At 63.6% G+C, this 17,657-nt stretch carries 18 protein-coding genes and 1 pseudogene; 13 read left to right on the plus strand and 6 right to left on the minus strand.

What is annotated here, in order from left to right; translation table 11 throughout:
* The 3 genes and pseudogenes from MRY75_RS13625 to MRY75_RS13635 form a co-directional block, all read left to right on the plus strand.
* Positions 1–486: pseudogene (locus MRY75_RS13625) on the plus strand (TolC family protein); the annotation flags it as partial.
* Between the two features lie 56 nt (positions 487–542).
* A complete protein-coding gene (locus MRY75_RS13630; RefSeq protein WP_292308574.1) occupies positions 543–2,702 on the plus strand; it encodes a type I secretion system permease/ATPase in 2,160 nt (719 codons plus the stop codon).
* Between the two features lie 3 nt (positions 2,703–2,705).
* The gene (locus MRY75_RS13635; RefSeq protein ID WP_292308558.1) at positions 2,706–3,887 is read left to right on the plus strand and encodes an HlyD family efflux transporter periplasmic adaptor subunit; all 1,182 of its coding nucleotides are present in this window, start codon (positions 2,706–2,708) and stop codon (positions 3,885–3,887) included.
* A 357-nt stretch (positions 3,888–4,244) separates the two neighbouring features.
* Here MRY75_RS13635 and dtd read toward each other — a convergent pair whose 3' ends face one another.
* Together dtd and MRY75_RS13645 are read right to left on the minus strand one after the other, a co-directional pair.
* Positions 4,245–4,688: a D-aminoacyl-tRNA deacylase gene (gene dtd, locus MRY75_RS13640; protein WP_292308559.1), complete on the minus strand. Its 444-nt coding sequence runs from the start codon at positions 4,686–4,688 to the stop codon at positions 4,245–4,247.
* A 1-nt stretch (position 4,689) separates the two neighbouring features.
* Positions 4,690–5,652 (minus strand): acetyl-CoA carboxylase carboxyltransferase subunit alpha, encoded by a 963-nt coding sequence (locus tag MRY75_RS13645; protein WP_292308560.1) that lies wholly within the window; start codon positions 5,650–5,652, stop codon positions 4,690–4,692.
* 138 nt (positions 5,653–5,790) lie between these two features.
* Here MRY75_RS13645 and MRY75_RS13650 point away from each other — a divergent pair, with 138 nt between their 5' ends.
* A complete protein-coding gene (locus MRY75_RS13650; RefSeq protein ID WP_292308561.1) occupies positions 5,791–6,645 on the plus strand; it encodes a GyrI-like domain-containing protein in 855 nt (284 codons plus the stop codon).
* Here MRY75_RS13650 and MRY75_RS13655 read toward each other — a convergent pair.
* On the minus strand, positions 6,619–7,215 hold the full coding sequence (locus tag MRY75_RS13655; protein ID WP_292308562.1) for a LysE family translocator: 597 nt from the start codon (positions 7,213–7,215) through the stop codon (positions 6,619–6,621). The two genes, MRY75_RS13650 and MRY75_RS13655, sit on opposite strands and share 27 nt — an antisense overlap.
* 74 nt (positions 7,216–7,289) lie before the next feature.
* Here MRY75_RS13655 and MRY75_RS13660 point away from each other — a divergent pair, with 74 nt between their 5' ends.
* The 3 genes from MRY75_RS13660 (at position 7,290) to MRY75_RS13670 (ending at position 8,606) form a co-directional block, all read left to right on the plus strand.
* Complete coding sequence (locus MRY75_RS13660) at positions 7,290–7,742, plus strand: Lrp/AsnC family transcriptional regulator (RefSeq protein ID WP_292308563.1); 453 nt, start codon at positions 7,290–7,292, stop codon at positions 7,740–7,742.
* Between the two features lie 107 nt (positions 7,743–7,849).
* Complete coding sequence (locus MRY75_RS13665) at positions 7,850–8,008, plus strand: hypothetical protein (protein WP_292308564.1); 159 nt, start codon at positions 7,850–7,852, stop codon at positions 8,006–8,008.
* Positions 8,009–8,108: 100 nt separating this feature from the next.
* A complete protein-coding gene (locus MRY75_RS13670) occupies positions 8,109–8,606 on the plus strand; it encodes a lytic transglycosylase domain-containing protein (RefSeq protein ID WP_292308565.1) in 498 nt (165 codons plus the stop codon).
* A gap of 178 nt (positions 8,607–8,784) precedes the next feature.
* Here the strand turns inward: MRY75_RS13670 and MRY75_RS13675 are convergent, their stop codons facing one another.
* Positions 8,785–9,747 carry an L-malyl-CoA/beta-methylmalyl-CoA lyase gene (locus MRY75_RS13675; RefSeq protein WP_292308566.1) on the minus strand — a complete coding sequence of 321 codons (963 nt, stop codon included), beginning with the start codon at positions 9,745–9,747 and terminating at the stop codon, positions 8,785–8,787.
* A gap of 258 nt (positions 9,748–10,005) precedes the next feature.
* Between MRY75_RS13675 and dgcN the strand changes: the two genes are divergently transcribed.
* Both dgcN and dgcA read left to right on the plus strand, forming a co-directional pair.
* The gene (dgcN, locus tag MRY75_RS13680; RefSeq protein ID WP_292308567.1) at positions 10,006–11,007 is read left to right on the plus strand and encodes an N-acetyltransferase DgcN; all 1,002 of its coding nucleotides are present in this window, start codon (positions 10,006–10,008) and stop codon (positions 11,005–11,007) included.
* A gap of 74 nt (positions 11,008–11,081) precedes the next feature.
* Positions 11,082–12,044, plus strand: coding sequence for an N-acetyl-D-Glu racemase DgcA (gene dgcA / locus MRY75_RS13685; RefSeq protein WP_292308568.1), 963 nt, complete (start codon positions 11,082–11,084; stop codon positions 12,042–12,044).
* 3 nt (positions 12,045–12,047) lie between these two features.
* Here the strand turns inward: dgcA and MRY75_RS13690 are convergent, their stop codons facing one another.
* A complete protein-coding gene (locus MRY75_RS13690; protein ID WP_292308569.1) occupies positions 12,048–13,055 on the minus strand; it encodes a DUF5671 domain-containing protein in 1,008 nt (335 codons plus the stop codon).
* Between the two features lie 176 nt (positions 13,056–13,231).
* Between MRY75_RS13690 and MRY75_RS13695 the strand changes: the two genes are divergently transcribed.
* Both MRY75_RS13695 and MRY75_RS13700 read left to right on the plus strand, forming a co-directional pair.
* Positions 13,232–14,095 (plus strand): D-amino-acid transaminase, encoded by an 864-nt coding sequence (locus MRY75_RS13695; protein ID WP_292308570.1) that lies wholly within the window; start codon positions 13,232–13,234, stop codon positions 14,093–14,095.
* Between the two features lie 3 nt (positions 14,096–14,098).
* Complete coding sequence (locus MRY75_RS13700; protein WP_292308571.1) at positions 14,099–15,295, plus strand: FAD-binding oxidoreductase; 1,197 nt, start codon at positions 14,099–14,101, stop codon at positions 15,293–15,295.
* On the opposite strand, the gene MRY75_RS13705 is transcribed toward MRY75_RS13700, so the two are convergent.
* Complete coding sequence (locus MRY75_RS13705) at positions 15,292–16,677, minus strand: cytochrome P450 (protein WP_292308572.1); 1,386 nt, start codon at positions 16,675–16,677, stop codon at positions 15,292–15,294. The two genes, MRY75_RS13700 and MRY75_RS13705, sit on opposite strands and share 4 nt — an antisense overlap.
* 128 nt (positions 16,678–16,805) lie before the next feature.
* Here MRY75_RS13705 and MRY75_RS13710 point away from each other — a divergent pair, with 128 nt between their 5' ends.
* Complete coding sequence (locus MRY75_RS13710; RefSeq protein ID WP_292308573.1) at positions 16,806–17,420, plus strand: hypothetical protein; 615 nt, start codon at positions 16,806–16,808, stop codon at positions 17,418–17,420.
* Between the two features lie 140 nt (positions 17,421–17,560).
* A partial coding sequence (locus tag MRY75_RS13715) for a GTP-binding protein (protein WP_292306015.1) occupies positions 17,561–17,657 on the plus strand: 97 nt, incomplete at its 3' end.

Below are 17,657 nucleotides of genomic sequence, written 5' to 3' on the forward strand. Positions count from 1 at the left end.
CGCGACCGGCAACTGGCACAGGCCAAGATCGCCCGCGCCGCGCATCTGCCGGGGCTGTCGGCGGGCGGCAGCATCCGCAATGGCGGCGAGGGTCTGAGCCTGAGTGCCAGCACCGAACAGATGCTGGGCCTTGGCACAGGCGCATCGCTGCAGGCCATCGAGGCCACCAAGATCACCGCGGATCGCAAGGTGACCGAGGCCGAGGACATCTCGCGCCGCGCCATCGAAGCCGACCAGCGCAGCATCGCCGCCCTGAAGCGACAGGCCGCCGAGGCCGAGGCGCTGACGGCGCAGGCCAAGACCAATCTCGACCTCTTCCAGCGCCAGTATGATGCGGGCACGCGTCAGGTGATGGATGTGGTCAGCGTGTACGAAACCTTCCTTCGGGCGCTGGAAAAGCAGCTAGACCTGACATTCCAGGCCGCACGGGCCGAACTGGACGCCGCCAAGCGGCTGGGCGTCCTTGCCGATGGAGCAAAGATTTGAGCGGCGTCAGCAACATCACCCTTCTGTCAGGCCGCGCCAAAAACGCCGTTCTGCGCATGGTCCCGCAGGGGATCAAACCGGCCAACGAACCGAAACGCGCCCCGCGCTATTCGGACCGCGTGCGCGCCCGGACCGAGCTGATCCGCACCTATGCGGGCCGTCTGGGCCTGACCACAGTGGCCAGCGACATCACCGAGGCGATCAGCCTGCATCAGGAACCGAACGGCCTTGTGGGCGAGGCGGCGCTCATCGCCGGGGCCAAGGCAGCCGGGCTGCTGGCGCAGGGGCTGCATGTGCCGCGCCCGACGCCCGACCACTGGCCCGCGATTGCGCTGATGACCAACGGGCAGGCGGTGCTGGTGCTGAAGCAGGACCGGATGACCCTGTCGATCTGGGACCCCTCCGCCAAGGACAAGACCGAACGCGTCGATGTGGCCGAATTCGCGCCGTTCTACAGCGGCGTTCTGGTGCGCGGCGAAGCCCCCGTGCAGACGCTGGTCGACACGCATACGCAGGACGGACGCAAATCGCATTGGTTCTGGGGCAGCTTCACCAATTATACCCGTCAGTTCGGCGAGGTGGCGCTGGGATCGTTTGTGGCCAATATCCTTGCCCTGTCGGTCGCGCTTTTCTCGCTTCAGGTCTATGACCGCGTGATCCCGCATCAATCCTCGGCCACGCTCTGGGTGCTGGCCATCGGCGCCGCGATGGCGCTGATGCTGGAGGCGTTTCTCAAGGTTGCGCGGTCCACGCTTCTGGACGGCGCGGGGCGGCAGATCGAAACGGGTGTGCAGCAGACGTTGCTGAACCGTCTTCTTGGCATGCGGTCGGATGCCGCCGGGCGGTCGCCCTCGCAGCTTTTCGCATCGATGCGCGAGTTTTCCTCGGTCCGCGAGTTCTTTACCGCCGGCACGGTCGGGGCATTGGCCGATATCCCGTTCATCGTGCTCTTCCTGCTGATGGTCTGGTCGATTGCGGGCAGCGTGGTCTGGGTGCTGGTCGCAGGTGCCATTCTGATGGTGCTGCCGGGCTTCTTCCTGCAGAAGAAGATGATCCGCATTACCCGTGAGATGCAGGGCGCGTCGACCAAGCAATCGCGCCTGCTCAATGAAACGGTGACCGAGCTTGACACGATCAAGACCCAGCGCGCCGAAGACCGCTTTGCCCGCCAGTGGGAAGAGCTGACCTCGGTTCAGGCGCTGAAGTCGTCCGAACAGCGCCGCCTTGCCGCGGCACTCACCTTCTGGAGCCAGGGCGTCCAGCAGGCCACCTATGTGGGCGCGGTGATCGCGGGCACCTATCTGGTCTTCGCGGGTGAATTCACGGTCGGCTCGATCATCGCCGTGGGCATCCTGACCTCGCGCACGCTGGCCCCGCTGACACAGCTTGCGGGCATCATGGCGCGTTGGGGCAACGTCAAGGCCGCGCTGGATGCACTGGACGGCATCGCGGCCTTGCCGCAGGACCGCGCCGAGAACCGCAAGTACCTGCGCCGCGAAAAGCTGGAAGGCCGGTTCGAACTGCGCGAAGTGACGTTCCGCTACGATCCGGAAATGCCTTCGGTTCTCGACATTCCAAGCCTCGTGATCCAGCCTGGCCAGACGCTCGCCATTCTTGGCACCAACGGGTCGGGCAAATCCACGCTTCTCAAGATGCTGGCGGGGCTTTATGCACCGACCGCCGGGTCGATCCTGATCGACGGCACCGACATGAACCAGATCGACTTGCGCGATGTCCGCCGGTCGCTGGGCTATCTGGGCCAGGATGTGCGCCTCTTCCACTGCACGCTGCGCGACAACCTGAACCTCAACATGATGGAGCGCGACGACGACCGCCTGTTCGAGGCGCTCGATTTCGCCGGGCTGGGCCAGTTTGTCAAAGGCCATCCTCAGGGGCTGGACCTGCCCATCCGGGACGGTGGCGAAGGTCTGTCCGTCGGTCAGCGTCAATCCATCGGCTGGGCGCGGCTGTGGCTGCAGGACCCCGATGTGTGCCTGCTGGACGAGCCGACGGCGGCGCTGGACCAGACGCTGGAAAAGACGCTGATCTCGCGGCTTGAGACATGGCTTGCCAATCGCACCGCGATTGTCGCCACCCACCGCGTGCCGATCCTTGCGCTTGCGGATCGGACCAGCGTTCTGGCCTCGGGGCGGCTGGTGGTCGATGGTCCGCGCGATCAGGTGCTGAACCATCTGCGCACGGCACAGGGGGCGTAAGCGATGGCCGTCAGCACAACCGATCTCAACGCCCAGCTTGGCCGCCGCCTGCGTGGCCCGTCGATGGTGATCTGGCTCTCGGGGGCGGCGGTGTGGCTGTTCATCGTCTGGGCCGCCTATGCCTGGATCGACGAGATCGTCCGCGCCGAGGGGGAATTCATCTCGACCTCGCGGCCGCAGATCATCCAAAACCTCGAGGGCGGCATCCTGGCCGAATTGCTGGTCAAGGAAGGCGACGAGGTGATGCGCGGCGATGTGCTGGCGCGGCTGCATGGCACGCAGTTCCGGTCGTCGGTGGATGATCTGGAAGACCAGATCACCGCACTCGAAATCCGCCGCCTGCGGATCGAGGCCGAGATGGCGGGTCTGGTGCAGTTCGAAATCCCGTGGGACCTGCGGCAGCGCAGCCCGGAAATGGCCGCCTCGGAACAGGCGCTTCTGGCGGCGCGGCAGCTTGATTTCAACTCGCGCCATGACGGCGCGCGCAAGGTGCTGGAACAGGCGGCGCAGGAAAAGAAACTGATGGAGAACCTTCTCGACAAGAAGGTCGTCGCGCTGATCGAGGTCACCCGCGCCCGCAAGGCGCATGCGGATGCGCAGATCAAGATGGACGAGATCATCACCCATACCGAGCTGACCCGCGCGCAGGAATATTCAGACACGCTCAAGGAGCTGGCGACCCTGCGGCAGAACCTGCGTGCCAGCCAGGACCAGCTCAACCGCACGGTTCTGGTCAGCCCGATGCATGGCGTGGTGAACAAGCTGGGTGTCACCACCATCGGCGGCGTTGTGCGCCCGGGCGAAGAGATCCTGCAGATCATTCCTCTGGGAGAGGAACTCTTCGTCGAAGCCAAGGTCGCGCCCGAGAACATCGCGGGCATCCGTCCGGGGCAGGAGGCGACGATCAAGCTGTCGGCCTATGATTTTACCATCTACGGATCGCTCAAGGGGCGGGTTGACGTGATTTCCGCCGACACGTTCAAGGACGAACGCCGCCCCGATGCGCCCGCGCATTACAAGGTGACGGTGCGTGTGGATCGCACGTCACTCACCGACCGGCAACGCCAGCTGGAAATCCGTCCCGGCATGCAGGCCACGGTGGAGCTGCACACCGGCGAGAAGACCGTGCTGCAATACCTGCTGAAACCACTCTACAAAACCCGCGAGGCGCTGCGCGAACCCTGAGGACATGCCGGGCTGCGCCCGCCATGGCAGGTTTGTCTCGCCTCCGGCTCGGGCCTGTGGGGAGGTGACGCGACAGGAGGAGGCGCGCGTGTGGCAGGCGGCGCGTTTGCATATTTATGAAAAGAAGAAGGGACGGGTTGCGCGACTCGATTAACGGGGCGTTAACGTGAGCGGGCTATCGATGGCGATGCGGCACAGGCAGGCATGCCGATGACCGTAAAAGGAGAAGCCCCATGCCAAGGTTGACCGAGAGCCTCGCTCGAACGCGGTGCCTTGGCTGGGGTGGACATCTCACCCCCGCTTCTTCTTTTTCCAAATATGCAAGAGCGCGGGCAGAGACAGCGGCGTCGCCCGAGGTCAGTCCGCCGTGTCCATCCAGATCGTCACCGGCCCGTCATTCAGCAACCGGACTTTCATATCCGCGCCAAAGCGCCCCTTGGCGACGGGAATGCCCTGTGCTGCCACCTGACTCGCGAAGTATTCGTAAAGGCGGTTGCCGTCATCTGGCGCGGCTGCGGTGGAGAATCCCGGACGGTTGCCGCGAGAGGTGTCGGCGGCAAGGGTGAACTGGCTCACGACCAAGGCGCTGCCACCGATGTCGAGCACCGAGCGGTTCATCCGGCCCTCGTCATCCTTGAAGATGCGCAGCTTGGCGATCTTGGCGGCAAGCCTGTCGGCTTCAGCCTCGGTATCGCCCTGCATCGCGCAGATGAGGATCAGAAGGCCCGCGCCGATCTCGCCCAGAACCTCGCCATCGACGGAGACCGAGGCCTCGGACACGCGTTGGATCAGCGCGCGCATGTCAGGCGGCCAGTCCCTTGGTGCCGATGTCAAGGAACTTGCGGCGGCGGTCCGCGATCAGCTTCTTCGGCTTTTGGTCGGACAGGTCCTTGAGCATGCCGCGCAGCGCGTTGCCGACCGAGCGGATGGTTTCCTCGCGCCCGCGATGTGCGCCGCCCAGCGGTTCTGAGATCACCTGATCGGCCACGCCGAGATTGAGCAGGTCCTGAGCCGTGAGGCGCAGGGCTTCGGCCGCTTCGCGCATCTTTTCGGCGTCTTTCCAGAGGATCGACGCGCAGCCTTCTGGGGAAATCACCGAATAGACCGAGTGTTCCAGCATGGCCACGCGGTTGGCGGTGGCAAAGGCCACGGCTCCGCCTGATCCGCCTTCTCCGATCACCACGGAAATCACGGGGACGCCGATCTGCAGGCATTTCTCGGTCGAACGGGCGATGGCTTCGGACTGGCCGCGCTCTTCGGCGCCCTTGCCGGGATAGGCGCCCGGCGTGTCGACAAGGGTGATCACGGGAATGCGGAAGCGGTCGGCGAGATCCATCAGGCGTACTGCCTTGCGGTAGCCTTCGGGGCGGGCCATGCCGAAATTGCGCTTGAGGCGGCTTTCGGTGTCGTGGCCCTTTTCATGGCCGATGATAACCACCGGTTTGTCGTCGAACCGAGCAAGACCGCCCATGACCGCATCGTCATCGGCAAAGTTCCGGTCCCCGGCCAAAGGCGTGTATTCGGAAAAGAGCGCGTCGATATAGTCCTTGCAATGCGGGCGCTCGGGGTGGCGGGCGATCTGGCACTTCCGCCATGGGGTCAGCTTCTTGTAAAGCTCCTTGAGCAGCGCCTGCGCCTTGGCGTCGAGCGCGCGGGCCTCGTCTTCGATGTCCATCTCTTCGTTCTTGCGGGCCATCGCGCGCAGCTCTTCGGCTTTGCCTTCGATCTCGGCCAGCGGTTTTTCAAAATCGAGATAGTTGGTCATCGGGGATCTGCCTGTTGTTCGTTGATGCTATATGGCCGGGACGGTCGGCTTTTGCAATCTGATGGCGGTTTGCAGTTCCGCAAGACTTGTCTCCTGGGATTGGTGCAGGATTGGTTTGAGGCAATCGGAGAGACGAAGGTGATCAACTACGAAGCGCGGCTGAGACGGGTGGTTCAGTACATCCACGACAATCCTGCAGGCGATCTGTCGTTGGATGCTCTGGCCGAGATCGCCGCGATGTCGCGGTTTCACTGGCACCGTGTGTTCTTTGCCATGACGGGCGAAACCTGTGCGCAGACTGTTCGCCGGATCCGGGCGCACAAGGCGGGGCATTGGCTGATCCAGACCGATTGGCCGGTATCGGTGATCGCAGCAAGGTCGGGCCATAGGAACGTCCAGAGCTTTTCGCGGTCGTTTCGGTCCCATTTCGGAGTGACACCCGCCGCCTTCCGCGCGGTGGGTGTGCCCGGGGATTTTCAACTTTTCAGAGAAGGACACAGAGACATGGTCGACTACGATATCAAGACCCGGGATCCGGTCAGGCTGGCGGCCTTGCCTCACCGGGGTGCGTATCAGGACATCGGGCGCGCGTTTCAGGAAGTGGCTGCGGTTTTCACGGCACGCGGGCTGTGGGCAGAGGCGGGGCCGATGATCGGCGTCTATCATTCGGATCCCTCTGCCGTTCCAGAGGCCGACTTGCGCAGCCATGCCGGTGTTCAGGTCGGAGCGGCGTTCGAGATACCGGACATATTGGAGGAGGTCGTGCTGCCGGGCGGGCCACATGCGGTCATGCTCTATGTCGGGCCCTATGCAGGGCTTCCGGCGGCCTGGGATGCGCTTTATGGCAAGGCGCTGCCGGCATCAGGGCGGTTGCCAGCGGAGCATGCGCCTTTTGAGGTCTACCTCAATGATCCGACATCGGTTCCGCCCGAAGCGTTGCAGACCGAGATCTGCGTTCCTTTGGCGTCAGGTCCAGATCACCGGGATCAGTGACGCGACAAGAAGCGCCGCCATCGCCCAGTTGAACACCCGCAGGCGCGCCGGACGATTGAGCAGGCGGCGCAGTTGCTGGCCGATCACCGTCCATGTGGTGGTCGAGATGCACCCCATCGCCACATAGGTCCCCGCGACCCAGAGCACGGCGGCGATGTCGCGCCCGGTGGCGTAGAGGGTGATCGCCCCCAGCGCCATCGACCATGCCTTGGGGTTGACCCATTGAAACGCGGCGGCCTGAACAAAGGACAGAGGTTTGCTGCCTGATTTCGGTGCGCCATCGGGCGGTGCGGCATTTGCGATGCGCCATGCGAGGTAAAGCATGTAAAGCACGGACAGCACCTTGAGGATGGTGTAGGAGACCGGCCACAAATCGAAGACCTGCATCACACCCAGACCCACCGGCACGATCATCATCGGAAAGCCAAGACCCACACCCAGCATGTGGGGTATCGACCGGCGGAAGCCGAAATTCGCGCCCGATGTCATCAGCATCAGGTTGTTCGGCCCCGGTGTGATCACGGTGACAAGGGCAAAGCCCGCAAGGGCGAGGAAAAGATCAGGTGTCATGCCGGGCAATATGTGTCGACAGCGCTGCGCAGAGATTGCTTTATTGTGTTGAATTGACGTAAATTGCGCAATGAATGACCAATATTGATAGTACAGATCGCCAGATATTGCGTGTCCTGTCCCGCGACGGGCGGATCAGCAATCTTGCCCTTGCCGAACAGGTGGGGCTGTCGCCTTCGGCCTGTCTGCGCCGGGTCAGCGCGCTGGAGCGGGCGGGCCTGATCACGGGCTATCGCGCGGTGCTCAGCCCCGAGAAAACCGGGATCGGCTTTGTGGCCTATGTCACCGTCGGGCTGAGCCAGCACACCAAGGCCGCGCAGGAGGCGTTCGAGCGGGCGATCTCGCGCAGTCCCGAGGTGCGGGAATGTCACAACATCACCGGATCGGTGGAGTATCTCCTGCGGGTCGAGGCGCGGGATCTGGCCGCCTACAAGCATTTCCACACCGAGGTGCTGGGAGTTCTGCCGCAGGTGAATGCGATCACCTCATATGTGGTGATGGGATCCCCAAAGGACGAGCGCGCCTGAGCCATGCGTCTGTCGCATGGCGAGGCTGTTGTCATGTGTCTGGTGTCCGGAGATGGGGCGCATAGGTTGCAGGCCATGGGAGGCACAGAACAGATTGGAGTGACCCCATGGCACAGACATCCCGGCCAAACCCCCGCCTAGTTGATCCGCAGGACGCGCTGCGCCTGCTTGACGAGGCTTGGGCCTATTACACGCCGCGTCCGCGTCTGGTGACAGCGCAGAACAGCCAACCTTCGCCGGTCTTCGAGGAATACTACGCCGCATGATGCGGCTTTGCGCACCGGCGGCCCCTGTCCTGAGCGGAGGGCCGCCGATGGCACATTTGCAGAATTGCCTTGGGCGGAAAGTCGGCGCAGAGCTTTGTTCATGAGAGTTCTGCGTGTTCCCCTGATCTGCGTGTGTCTGGTGGCCGGTCTGGCCGCCTGCAGCACCCCGACGCCCGACGCCGCCTCGTTTGCGGCGGCCCCGGTGCATGACCTTTACCCCAACGAGACGCCCGAGCTGCGGGCGCTCATCCTCGAGGCTGCCGCGCGCAATGACGTGCCGGTGTCGCTGATCCAGCGGGTCGTGATCCGCGAAAGCACTCATCGGCCCGAGGCGCGCAACGGTCCTTATTACGGGTTGATGCAGATCCTGCCTGCCACGGCGCGGTCGATGGGGTTCCGAGGGGAGCCGTCCGACCTTCTGGATGCGGAAACCAACCTGAGATACGCGGTGCGGTATCTGCGCGGGGCGTGGCTGGTCTCGGGCGGCGACGAGGCCGAGGCGGTCATGTGGTACGCACGCGGCTATTATTACGAGGCCAAGCGCTTGGGTCTGCTGGACGAGACCGGGGTCCACGGCCGCAAGGACTGGTCTGAGTGAGGTCAACCCTGTCGTAACCTTTGGCTGAGAATCTTCGTACGAAGATTCTTGGCCCCGCCCATAAAATTCTGGGAACGGCGGAAAGGCAAAAGGGCCCGCGCCGGATCACGCGCAGGCCCTTGGTGCTTGTTTCCTAAGCATTGTCGTCTCAGCGCCGAAAGGGCTCGGACGCCCCCAATCAGGCCGGCGTGGAGATCATCTCCGACTGGCGCACGATCACCTCGGCCTGTTTGATCGACGCGATGTCGACCAGACGGCCTTTGTAGACCGTTGCCCCTTCGCCCTTGGCCTTGGCCTCTTCCATGGCGGCGAGGATCTCGCGCGCCTCTGTCACGGCTTCCTCGGACGGGGTGAAGACCTCATTGGCCAGCGCCACCTGCTTGGGGTGGATCGCCCATTTGCCGACCATGCCCAGCGTCGCCGACCGCAGAGCCTGCGCGCGGAAGCCTTCGTCATCCGAGAAGTCACCGAACGGCCCGTCAACCGGCAGCACGCCATGGGTGCGGCAGGCGGCGACGATGGCGGTCTGTGCCCAGTGCCACGGATCGGACCAGTATTTCGCGCCCTCGTGCAGCATGTAGTAATTTGCCTGCGTGCCCCCGATGCCTGTGGTCTGCATGCCCATGGAGGCGGCGAAATCGGCGGCCCCGAGGCTCATCGCCTGAAGGCGCGGCGTGGCAGAGGCGATTTCTTCGACATGGGCGATCCCGGCGGCGGATTCGATGATCACTTCGAAACCGAGGCGCTTCTTGCGGCCCTTGGCGGCCTCGACGGCACTGACCAGCGCGTCAACGGCATAAAGATCGGCCCCGCAGCCGACCTTGGGAATCATGATCTGATCCAGCCGCTCGGGCGCGCGTTCCAGAAGGTCGACCACATCCCGATACCAGAACGGGGTATCCAGGCTGTTGATGCGCACGCTGAGCGTCTTGTTGCCCCAGTCGATGTCGCCGATCGCCTGAATGATATTCTCGCGCGCGCTGTCCTTGTCGGTGGGGGCGACGCTGTCTTCGAGATCGAGGTTGATCACGTCCGCGTCCGATTTGGCCATCTTCTCGAAGATCGCCGGGCGCGAGCCAGGGCCGAACAACTGGCAGCGGTTCGGGCGGGATGGCGGGGTGGGCTGGATGCGGAAGGACATGGGCGCCTCGTGGTAAGGATATTTCGTTTAGTGCTGCTGTGGGGTTATGAAATTGCGCATCTTTCTGCAAGTGCATTTTGCACATGCGGAATCGTCGCTGCTGTGCAGCGCGGTTTGCCTGCGCAAGATTCTCCCATCAGTTTGGCCGTTTGCGGGGAAATTTTGTGCAAACGAAGGGCAGGGCGCGTGGAAAGCGATGCAATTGACGTTGCGGCCTGCCATTCTTCGAGGGAACACGCTGCTTCATGGGGAACCGCAATGATCAAGACACCGTATCTTTTGTTTCTGGGCGACGCGCCCGACGGGCTGGCTGCCAAGGTGGCGCAGGGGATCAAGGATTGGCGTCCCGAGAATTGCGTCGGTCAGTTCCGGATGGAGGGCTGCAAGGCTGATATGAAACTGCCGGACATGACTCTTGCCGAGGCGAAAGAGGCCGGTGCCAAGACCCTTGTGGTCGGCGTGGCCAACCGTGGCGGCAAGATCAGCCAGGCGTGGAAAAAGGTGCTGGTGATGGCACTCGAGGAAGGGTTCGACCTCGCATCGGGCCTGCACAACCTGCTGCGCAATGAACCCGATCTGGTGGCGGTAGCACAGGCGACGGGGCGGTCTCTGCACGACGTGCGGGTGCCCGAGGTCGACTATCCCATCGCCGATGGGGTCAAGCGCACGGGCAAGCGGGTGCTGGGCGTCGGCACCGATTGTTCGGTGGGCAAGATGTATACCGGCCTCGCTTTGGACAAATCCATGCGCGCCATGGGGATGAAAAGCACCTTCCGCGCCACCGGGCAGACGGGTATCCTCATCACCGGCGACGGGGTGCCGCTCGACGCGGTGATCGCGGATTTCATGGCGGGGTCCATCGAATGGCTGACGCCGGACAATGACCCCGACCATTGGGACGTGATCGAAGGGCAGGGAAGCCTGTTCCACGTCTCCTTCTCGGGTGTGACGCTGGCCCTGATCCATGGCGGGCAGCCCGATGCGCTGATCCTGTGTCACGAGCCGACGCGAACCCATATGCGGGGCCTGCCGGGCTATGACCTGCCGTCGCTCGAGGCGCTGCGCGACATGGCGCTGCCATTGGCGCGGATTGCGAACCCGGACTGTGTGGTGGCGGGCATCTCGATCAACACACAGCATATGGGCGAGGCCGAAGCGGTGGCCTATCTCAAGGAGTTGGAGGACCGGATGGGGCTGCCCGCGGTTGATCCTTATCGTCACGGGGCGGATCGGCTTGCCGAGGCACTGGCGGCGCTTTGACGACCATCGGCGCGGCGCTCTTGAAGGCGTCGCGTCTGCATATTTGAGAAAAGAAGAAGCAGGGGGAGCAGCTCATGATCGACGTCACGCGCGATGTATTCCGGCTGGCGCAGGTGTTCACCATTTCACGCGGCAGCCGGACCGAGGCCAAGGTATTGACGGTGCGGGTGACGCGCAATGGCGTGACCGGCTGGGGCGAATGTGTGCCCTATGCGCGGTATGACGAGACGCTTGAGAGCGTCGAGGCGCAGATCCGGTCTTTGCCAGAGGGCATCGATCGGGCCGCGTTGCAGGAGGCTCTGCCTGCCGGTGCCGCGCGCAATGCTGTCGATTGTGCGCTGTGGGATCTGAAGGCCAAGCAGACCGGGAGCCGTGTTTGGGAACTGGCAGGACTGGCTGCGCCCAAGCCGGAAGTCACCGCCTACACTCTGTCGCTGGACACACCCGAGGCGATGCAGGCTCAGGCGGCCAAGAATGCGCATCGGCCCTTGCTGAAGATCAAGCTGGGCACACCGGATGACATGCCGCGTCTTGAGGCGGTGCGGGCTGGGGCACCTGACGCGCGGATCATTGTCGATGCCAATGAAGGCTGGTCGGCGGAGGTTTATGCCGATCTGGCACCGCACCTCTTGCGGCTGGGCGTCGCGCTGGTGGAGCAACCCTTGCCAGCCGGTGAGGACGAGGCGCTTCTGGGGATCGACCGTCCGGTGCCGCTCTGTGCCGACGAGAGCTGCCATGATCGTGCCTCCTTGCCCAAGCTCAAGGGCAAATATGACATGTTGAACATCAAGCTCGACAAGACGGGTGGTTTGACCGAGGCGCTGGCGCTGCGGGATGCGGCGCGGGCCGACGGCTATGAGGTCATGGTGGGCTGTATGGTCGGATCGTCGCTGGCGATGGCGCCTGCGGTGCTGGTGGCGCAGGGGGCGGCGATCGCCGATCTCGATGGTCCGCTCTTGCTGGCCGAGGATCGAAAGACGCCCCTGACCTTCGATGCCGCCGGGGTACATCCCTCCGCGCCCGAGCTTTGGGGATAACGCTCAGTCGGTGCGGTGCTGGATACAGACGGTGTTGCCATCGACGCGCAGCCCGTAGCCCTCGATGGCGGCGGGGAACTCGACCTCTGTGCACAGGGCATATTCGCTCGGCCCGACCCGGCTGTACCGAACGCTGCTTGCAAATCCGGTCAGGCGCGCCGGGTTGCTGGCGCAGGTCATCGGATCAAGCGTTTCCGGCAGATCCGTCCGATCAATCCCGGGGCACAAGTGGATGTCCTCTGATAGGGTCCGAAGGTCGGACAGACGCCATTGGTCGCGTTGCTCCATCTGCCCCTGCGCCGGACCGCCCACCGCGCGAAAGGTCAGGACCAGAGCGACCGCCGCAAGCGCGATGAGGCCCCAGGCGGCGGGAAGGGGCAGGTGGGGCAGCGGCACATCCCGGTCTTCGCGGAAATAGGCCAGAACGATCAGCGCCATGACTGCGACTGTCGCGGATTTCACCAGAAAGCGCAGGGTGATCTGGCCATCGAGCCATGTGTAGATGAGATAAAGCGCGTCGCCCAGAAGCGTGATCACCGCCACCAGCATCGCGATGGCCGAAAGCCAGCGGCGCATCGTACCGTGCCTGCGGGCGGGGTCGGTGGCGGTGGCGCGGCGGTCGGTGCGGTCGATCCACCAGAAGACGGGGGTGAAAACGATCAGCGCCGCCATTGACCAGCGCAGCCCGGCCAGACGGGAATAGCGCGCGGGTTCGTCCGGATCGGGCAGCCAGAGGTTGATCTGGGCAAAAAGGAGCGTCATCGTGTTGCCCGCAACCATGGCGAAGACCACGAACAGAAGCGCGTAGAACAGCGCATCCCGCGCCGCCGAAGACCGGACGGGGCGCGGAACCGCGCCGATGTCATCCGACACCATCCAGCCGGACAAGGCCACGTCGATTTCGGTTTCGGTCCATCCGGCGGTGTGCAGGCTGGCGCGGATCTGCGCCTCGGACCGTCCGTCGCGCAGGGCGTCACGGACAAAATGGGCAAGGTCTGAAGAGGGCGACATGCTGGTCCCGGTCTGCGATTTGTTACTCCAAAGGGACGGGCAGAGCGGGGCCGCGTCAATGGCTTTTTGCCGCTGGTGCCCGATGGGCCGCGAATTGCCTTGAATCCGGGGCGCTGGCCCCGCTAAACGAAACCGCAACTGACCCGTGTTATCCCTGCCGCAGGAAGGACCCGCCCATGACCCGCACCGTATATGTCAACGGAGAGTATCTGCCCGAGGACGAAGCCAAGGTGTCGATCTTCGACCGCGCCTTTCTGATGGCGGACGGGGTCTATGAGGTGACATCCGTTCTCGGGGGCAAGCTGATCGACTTCGCAGGGCATGCCAAGCGGCTGGAACGGTCTCTGAACGAGCTCGACATCAAGAAACCGGCGGTATTTGATGACTTGCTCGAGATTCACCGCGAATTGGTGCGGGTGAACGGGATCGAGGATGGTCTGGTGTATCTCCAGATCACACGCGGCGCGCCGGGGGATCGAGATTTCGTCTTCCCGGACCCTGAAACGACCGAGCCGACAGTGGTGCTGTTCACCCAGAACAAGCCCGGTCTGGCGGACAGCCCGGCGGCGAAGACGGGGATGAAGATCATCTCGATCGAAGACGTGCGCTGGGGGCGGCGGGACATCAAGACGGTGCAGCTTCTCTACCCGTCGATGGGCAAGATGATGGCCAAGAAGGCCGGTGCGGATGATGCGTGGATGGTGCAGGACGGGCATGTGACAGAGGGCACCAGCAACAACGCCTATATCATCAAGGGCAACACGATCATTACACGCGCCCTGTCGAACGACATCCTGCACGGGATCACCCGCGCGGCTGTGCTGCGCTTTGCGCGTGAGGCGCAGATGCAGGTGGAAGAGCGCAACTTCACCATCGACGAGGCGAAAGAGGCGGATGAGGCGTTCATCACCTCGGCCTCGGCCTTTGTGATGCCGGTGATCGAGATTGACGGTGTGTCCTTGGGTGACGGGACGCCGGGTGCGCGGACCGCGCGTCTGCGCGAGATCTACCTTGAGGAAAGCCGCAAGGCCGCTGTCTGATCCATGGGCACACCCGCGCGGGACAGCTATGATGTCGTGATCGTCGGCGGGGCGATCATGGGTTCGGCTGTGGCGTGGTTCCTGACGGACTTAGGGTTCGACGGGCGTATTCTGGTTGTCGACCGGGATATGAGCTTTGAGAAGACGGCGACGGCGACCTCGACCTCGTGCATCCGGCAGCAGTTTTCGACCGAACTCAACGTGCGGATCAGCCAGTTCGGGGCGGAGTTCGTCACTCATCTGCGCGAGTATATGGGCGGCGATGCGCGTGTGCCGCAGTTGGGGATCCGCAATTTCGGCTATCTTTACCTCGCTGACTCTGACACCTTTGCCGACGACCTGCGCGCGCGGGCTGCGGTGCAGCAGGCGGCGGGCGCTGCGACGAGGCTCTTGTCGCGGGACCAGATCGCGCGGCTTTATCCGTTCTATGCGCTGGACGACATCGTTCTGGGGTCGATCAACACGCGGGATGAAGGCTATTTTGACAGCATGGCGGTCTTTGAGTGGCTGCGCAGGCAGGCGCAGGAGCGCGGTGTCGAGTATGCCGAGGCCGAGGTGATCGGGATCGAGGTTGCGGGCGCGCGCGTGCAGTCGGTCGCCTTGGGGGACGGGACGCGCATTGCCTGCGGGCAGGTGATCAACGCCGCCGGTCCGCGCGCGGGGCATGTGGCCCGGATGGCAGGGATCGACCTTCCGGTGGAGCCGCGCAAGCGCTATTCTTGGGTGTTCAAGGCCGAACAACCGCTCGACCGAGATTTGCCGCTGACCATTGATCCGTCGGGCCTGCATGTGCGGGAAAACGGTGGGGGCACCTATCAGGCGGGCGGGCATTTCGGCGATGACCCGGCGGTCGCGTTTGACGATTTCGAGATGGATCACGGGCTGTGGGAGACCGAGGTCTGGCCGATCTTGGCCGCGCGTATTCCGCAGTTCGAGGCGATCAGATTGACCCACAGTTGGGTGGGGCATTACGAGATGAACACCTTTGACCATAACGCGGTTTTGGGGCCTCACCCAGATTTGGTCAACTGCCTGTTCATAAACGGTTTTTCCGGTCATGGGCTGCAGCAGGCCCCGGCGATGGGGCGCGGGCTGGCCGAGTGGATCTGCCATGGTGGATACCAGTCGCTGGATCTGACCGAGTTCCACTTTGACCGCCTTTTGAGCGGTGCGCCCAAGGTCGAAAAAGCGGTGATCTAGAGCGGCTCGACCTCGAGCCAGACACCACCTTCGGGGCGCAGGGTGATGATCATCACTGGGTCGGGATCGACGCCCTTAACCGATTTGAAACGGAATCGCCCTAGCAAGGTGGCAAGGATGATCACCGCCTCCTGCAGGGCAAAGCTGGCACCGATGCAGATGCGGGGACCATCCCCAAAGGGCAGATAGGCGTATCGGTCGGGCTTTGCGCCATTTGCCCAGCGGTCGGGGTCGAACCGGTCGGGCTCGGTCCACAAAAGGTGGGACCGGTGCAGGGCGTAGATCGGGATGATCACGGTGTCGCCGGGATTGATCTGTGTGCCACAAAGAGTGTCCTTCGCCATCGCCGTGCGCGAGATGATGGCGGCGGGTGGATACAGGCGCAGCGCTTCGTCGATGATCTGCCGGATATAGGGCAGGTTGGGCAGGTCATGGGCGGTGGCGGCGCGGCCTTGCAGCACGGATTGCGCCTCGGCGCGGGCGCGGTCCTGCACATTGGGGTCGAAAGCGCAAAGGTAAAAGGACCACGCGAGCGTCAGCGCGGTGGTCTCGTGCCCCGCGACGATGAAGGTCAGAAGGTTGTCGCGGATTTCTTCCGTCGTCATACGGCGGCCGGATTTCGGATCCTCGGCATGCAGAAGGAGGTCAAGAAGATCGGGCGCATCATGGGTGCCCTTTGCCTCGCGGGCGTCGATCACGCGGTCGGCCGCGGCTTTCATGTCGCCCATGCCGTTGGTGGCCAAGTTGCGTCCCGGACGCGGGATCCAGTCGGGCAGGCCCAGAACGTCGAACAGGGAAACCTTGCCGGCGTCAGAGATATAGAGGTCGATGGCCTTGTGCACAGCATTGCGGTCGAATCCGCTGTCACCGGAAAAAGTGACGTCCGAAATCACGTCGAAGGTCGCGGTGATCATTTCGTCGAGCATGTTGACAGCACGTTTGCCCGCCTGCGCGATCCGGTCCGCAGACCGCTCAGCAGCGCGGGTCATCACCGGGGCAAGGGCGGTCACGTTGCGATGCGAAAACGCGGGGGCCGCAGTGCGCCGCTGCCAGCGCCAGTGCTTGCCCTCGGCGATGAACAGCGACTCGCCGATGGCCGGGCGCAGGAGGTTCTTGGTCACGCGTGACTTCGGATAGGTATCGACCTGTTCCAACAGAACATGCCGGATGCCGTCTGGATCGGTCAGCATGTGCCACGGAGTTCCGGTCCGGCCCGACACGATGGGCATCCGGGTCGAGGCCTCTGGAATGATGCTGAGCAGATTCCGGCGCGAGGCCTGCCAGCTTTGCAGCACGTTTAGCGGTTCGCGTACCAGGTCTGCCCGCACGGGATGGCGCTGCGTGTCCTGAGGTGATGGCCTATGCGACGCCGCTACTGACATGGGTGACTCTCCTCGGCTTGGTCACGCAGGAGTTAGCGCCCGGCGCCGCCTCTGCCAGCCAAGTCGCGTTGCGCCCCTGCCGGGGCTGGGATAGACACGGTAACGATGTTCACCTGCTGGGGGATGCGATGCGCCGCCTTTTCGCTGCCTTGTCACTTCTTGCGCTTGCCGCCTGTGCGAGCCCGACCCGTGACCTTGAAGGCCCGACCGACCCGCTGGGCGATTTCCGCATCGGTCACATCGGAGTTGTCGCGCCCAACCTGCAGAAGCTGCTTGTCTCCCGCGACGTGTCGCAGGAGGAATGGATCGCAGTCATGACCCAGGTTCTCGAAACCCGGTTCAGCCGGTTCGAGGGCGACAAGTACTACCACCTTGGAATCAGTGTCGAAGCCTATTCCCTGCCGCCGCCCATCATCCCGGGCAAGTCGGCGCTGGCGCTCAACGTCACGGTTTGGGATGACGCGGCACAGGCCAAGTTGAACACCGAACCCAAGCAGATTCAGGTGATCAAGGTCTTCGAATCCCGCATTTCCAAGGACCGGGACCAGCAATTGCAGGAGCTTGCGGAAGAGGCTGCGCGCCAGATCGAGCTCTGGCTGCGAGAGATGCAGGAGAGCGATGGCTGGTTTGCGGGCAGCCCCGACGCGGCCCTGCCGGCGGTGCCCATGGTCACGGACACGCCGCTGTCGGCCTCTGCCACGGCGCGCGGTCCGGCAGTGGGAACACCGCTGCCCGGACGCTGATCTGCGTGGTTGCGACACCCTCGCATTGCAGCGCTCTGCCAAGGTGCGATTGGGCTTGATTTTCCGGTTTTCTGCGCATATTTGGCCCGCGATGAAAACCGGGTCGGGTGGACCCCCCAATTCACGAGGCGTCTGAAAAGATGGGCAAGGAAAAGTTTGAGCGCGGCAAGCCGCACTGCAACATTGGCACGATCGGTCACGTTGACCACGGCAAGACGACGCTGACGGCGGCGATCA

The organism is Marivita sp. (genome assembly GCF_022763305.1).
Taxonomy (GTDB): domain Bacteria; phylum Pseudomonadota; class Alphaproteobacteria; order Rhodobacterales; family Rhodobacteraceae; genus Marivita.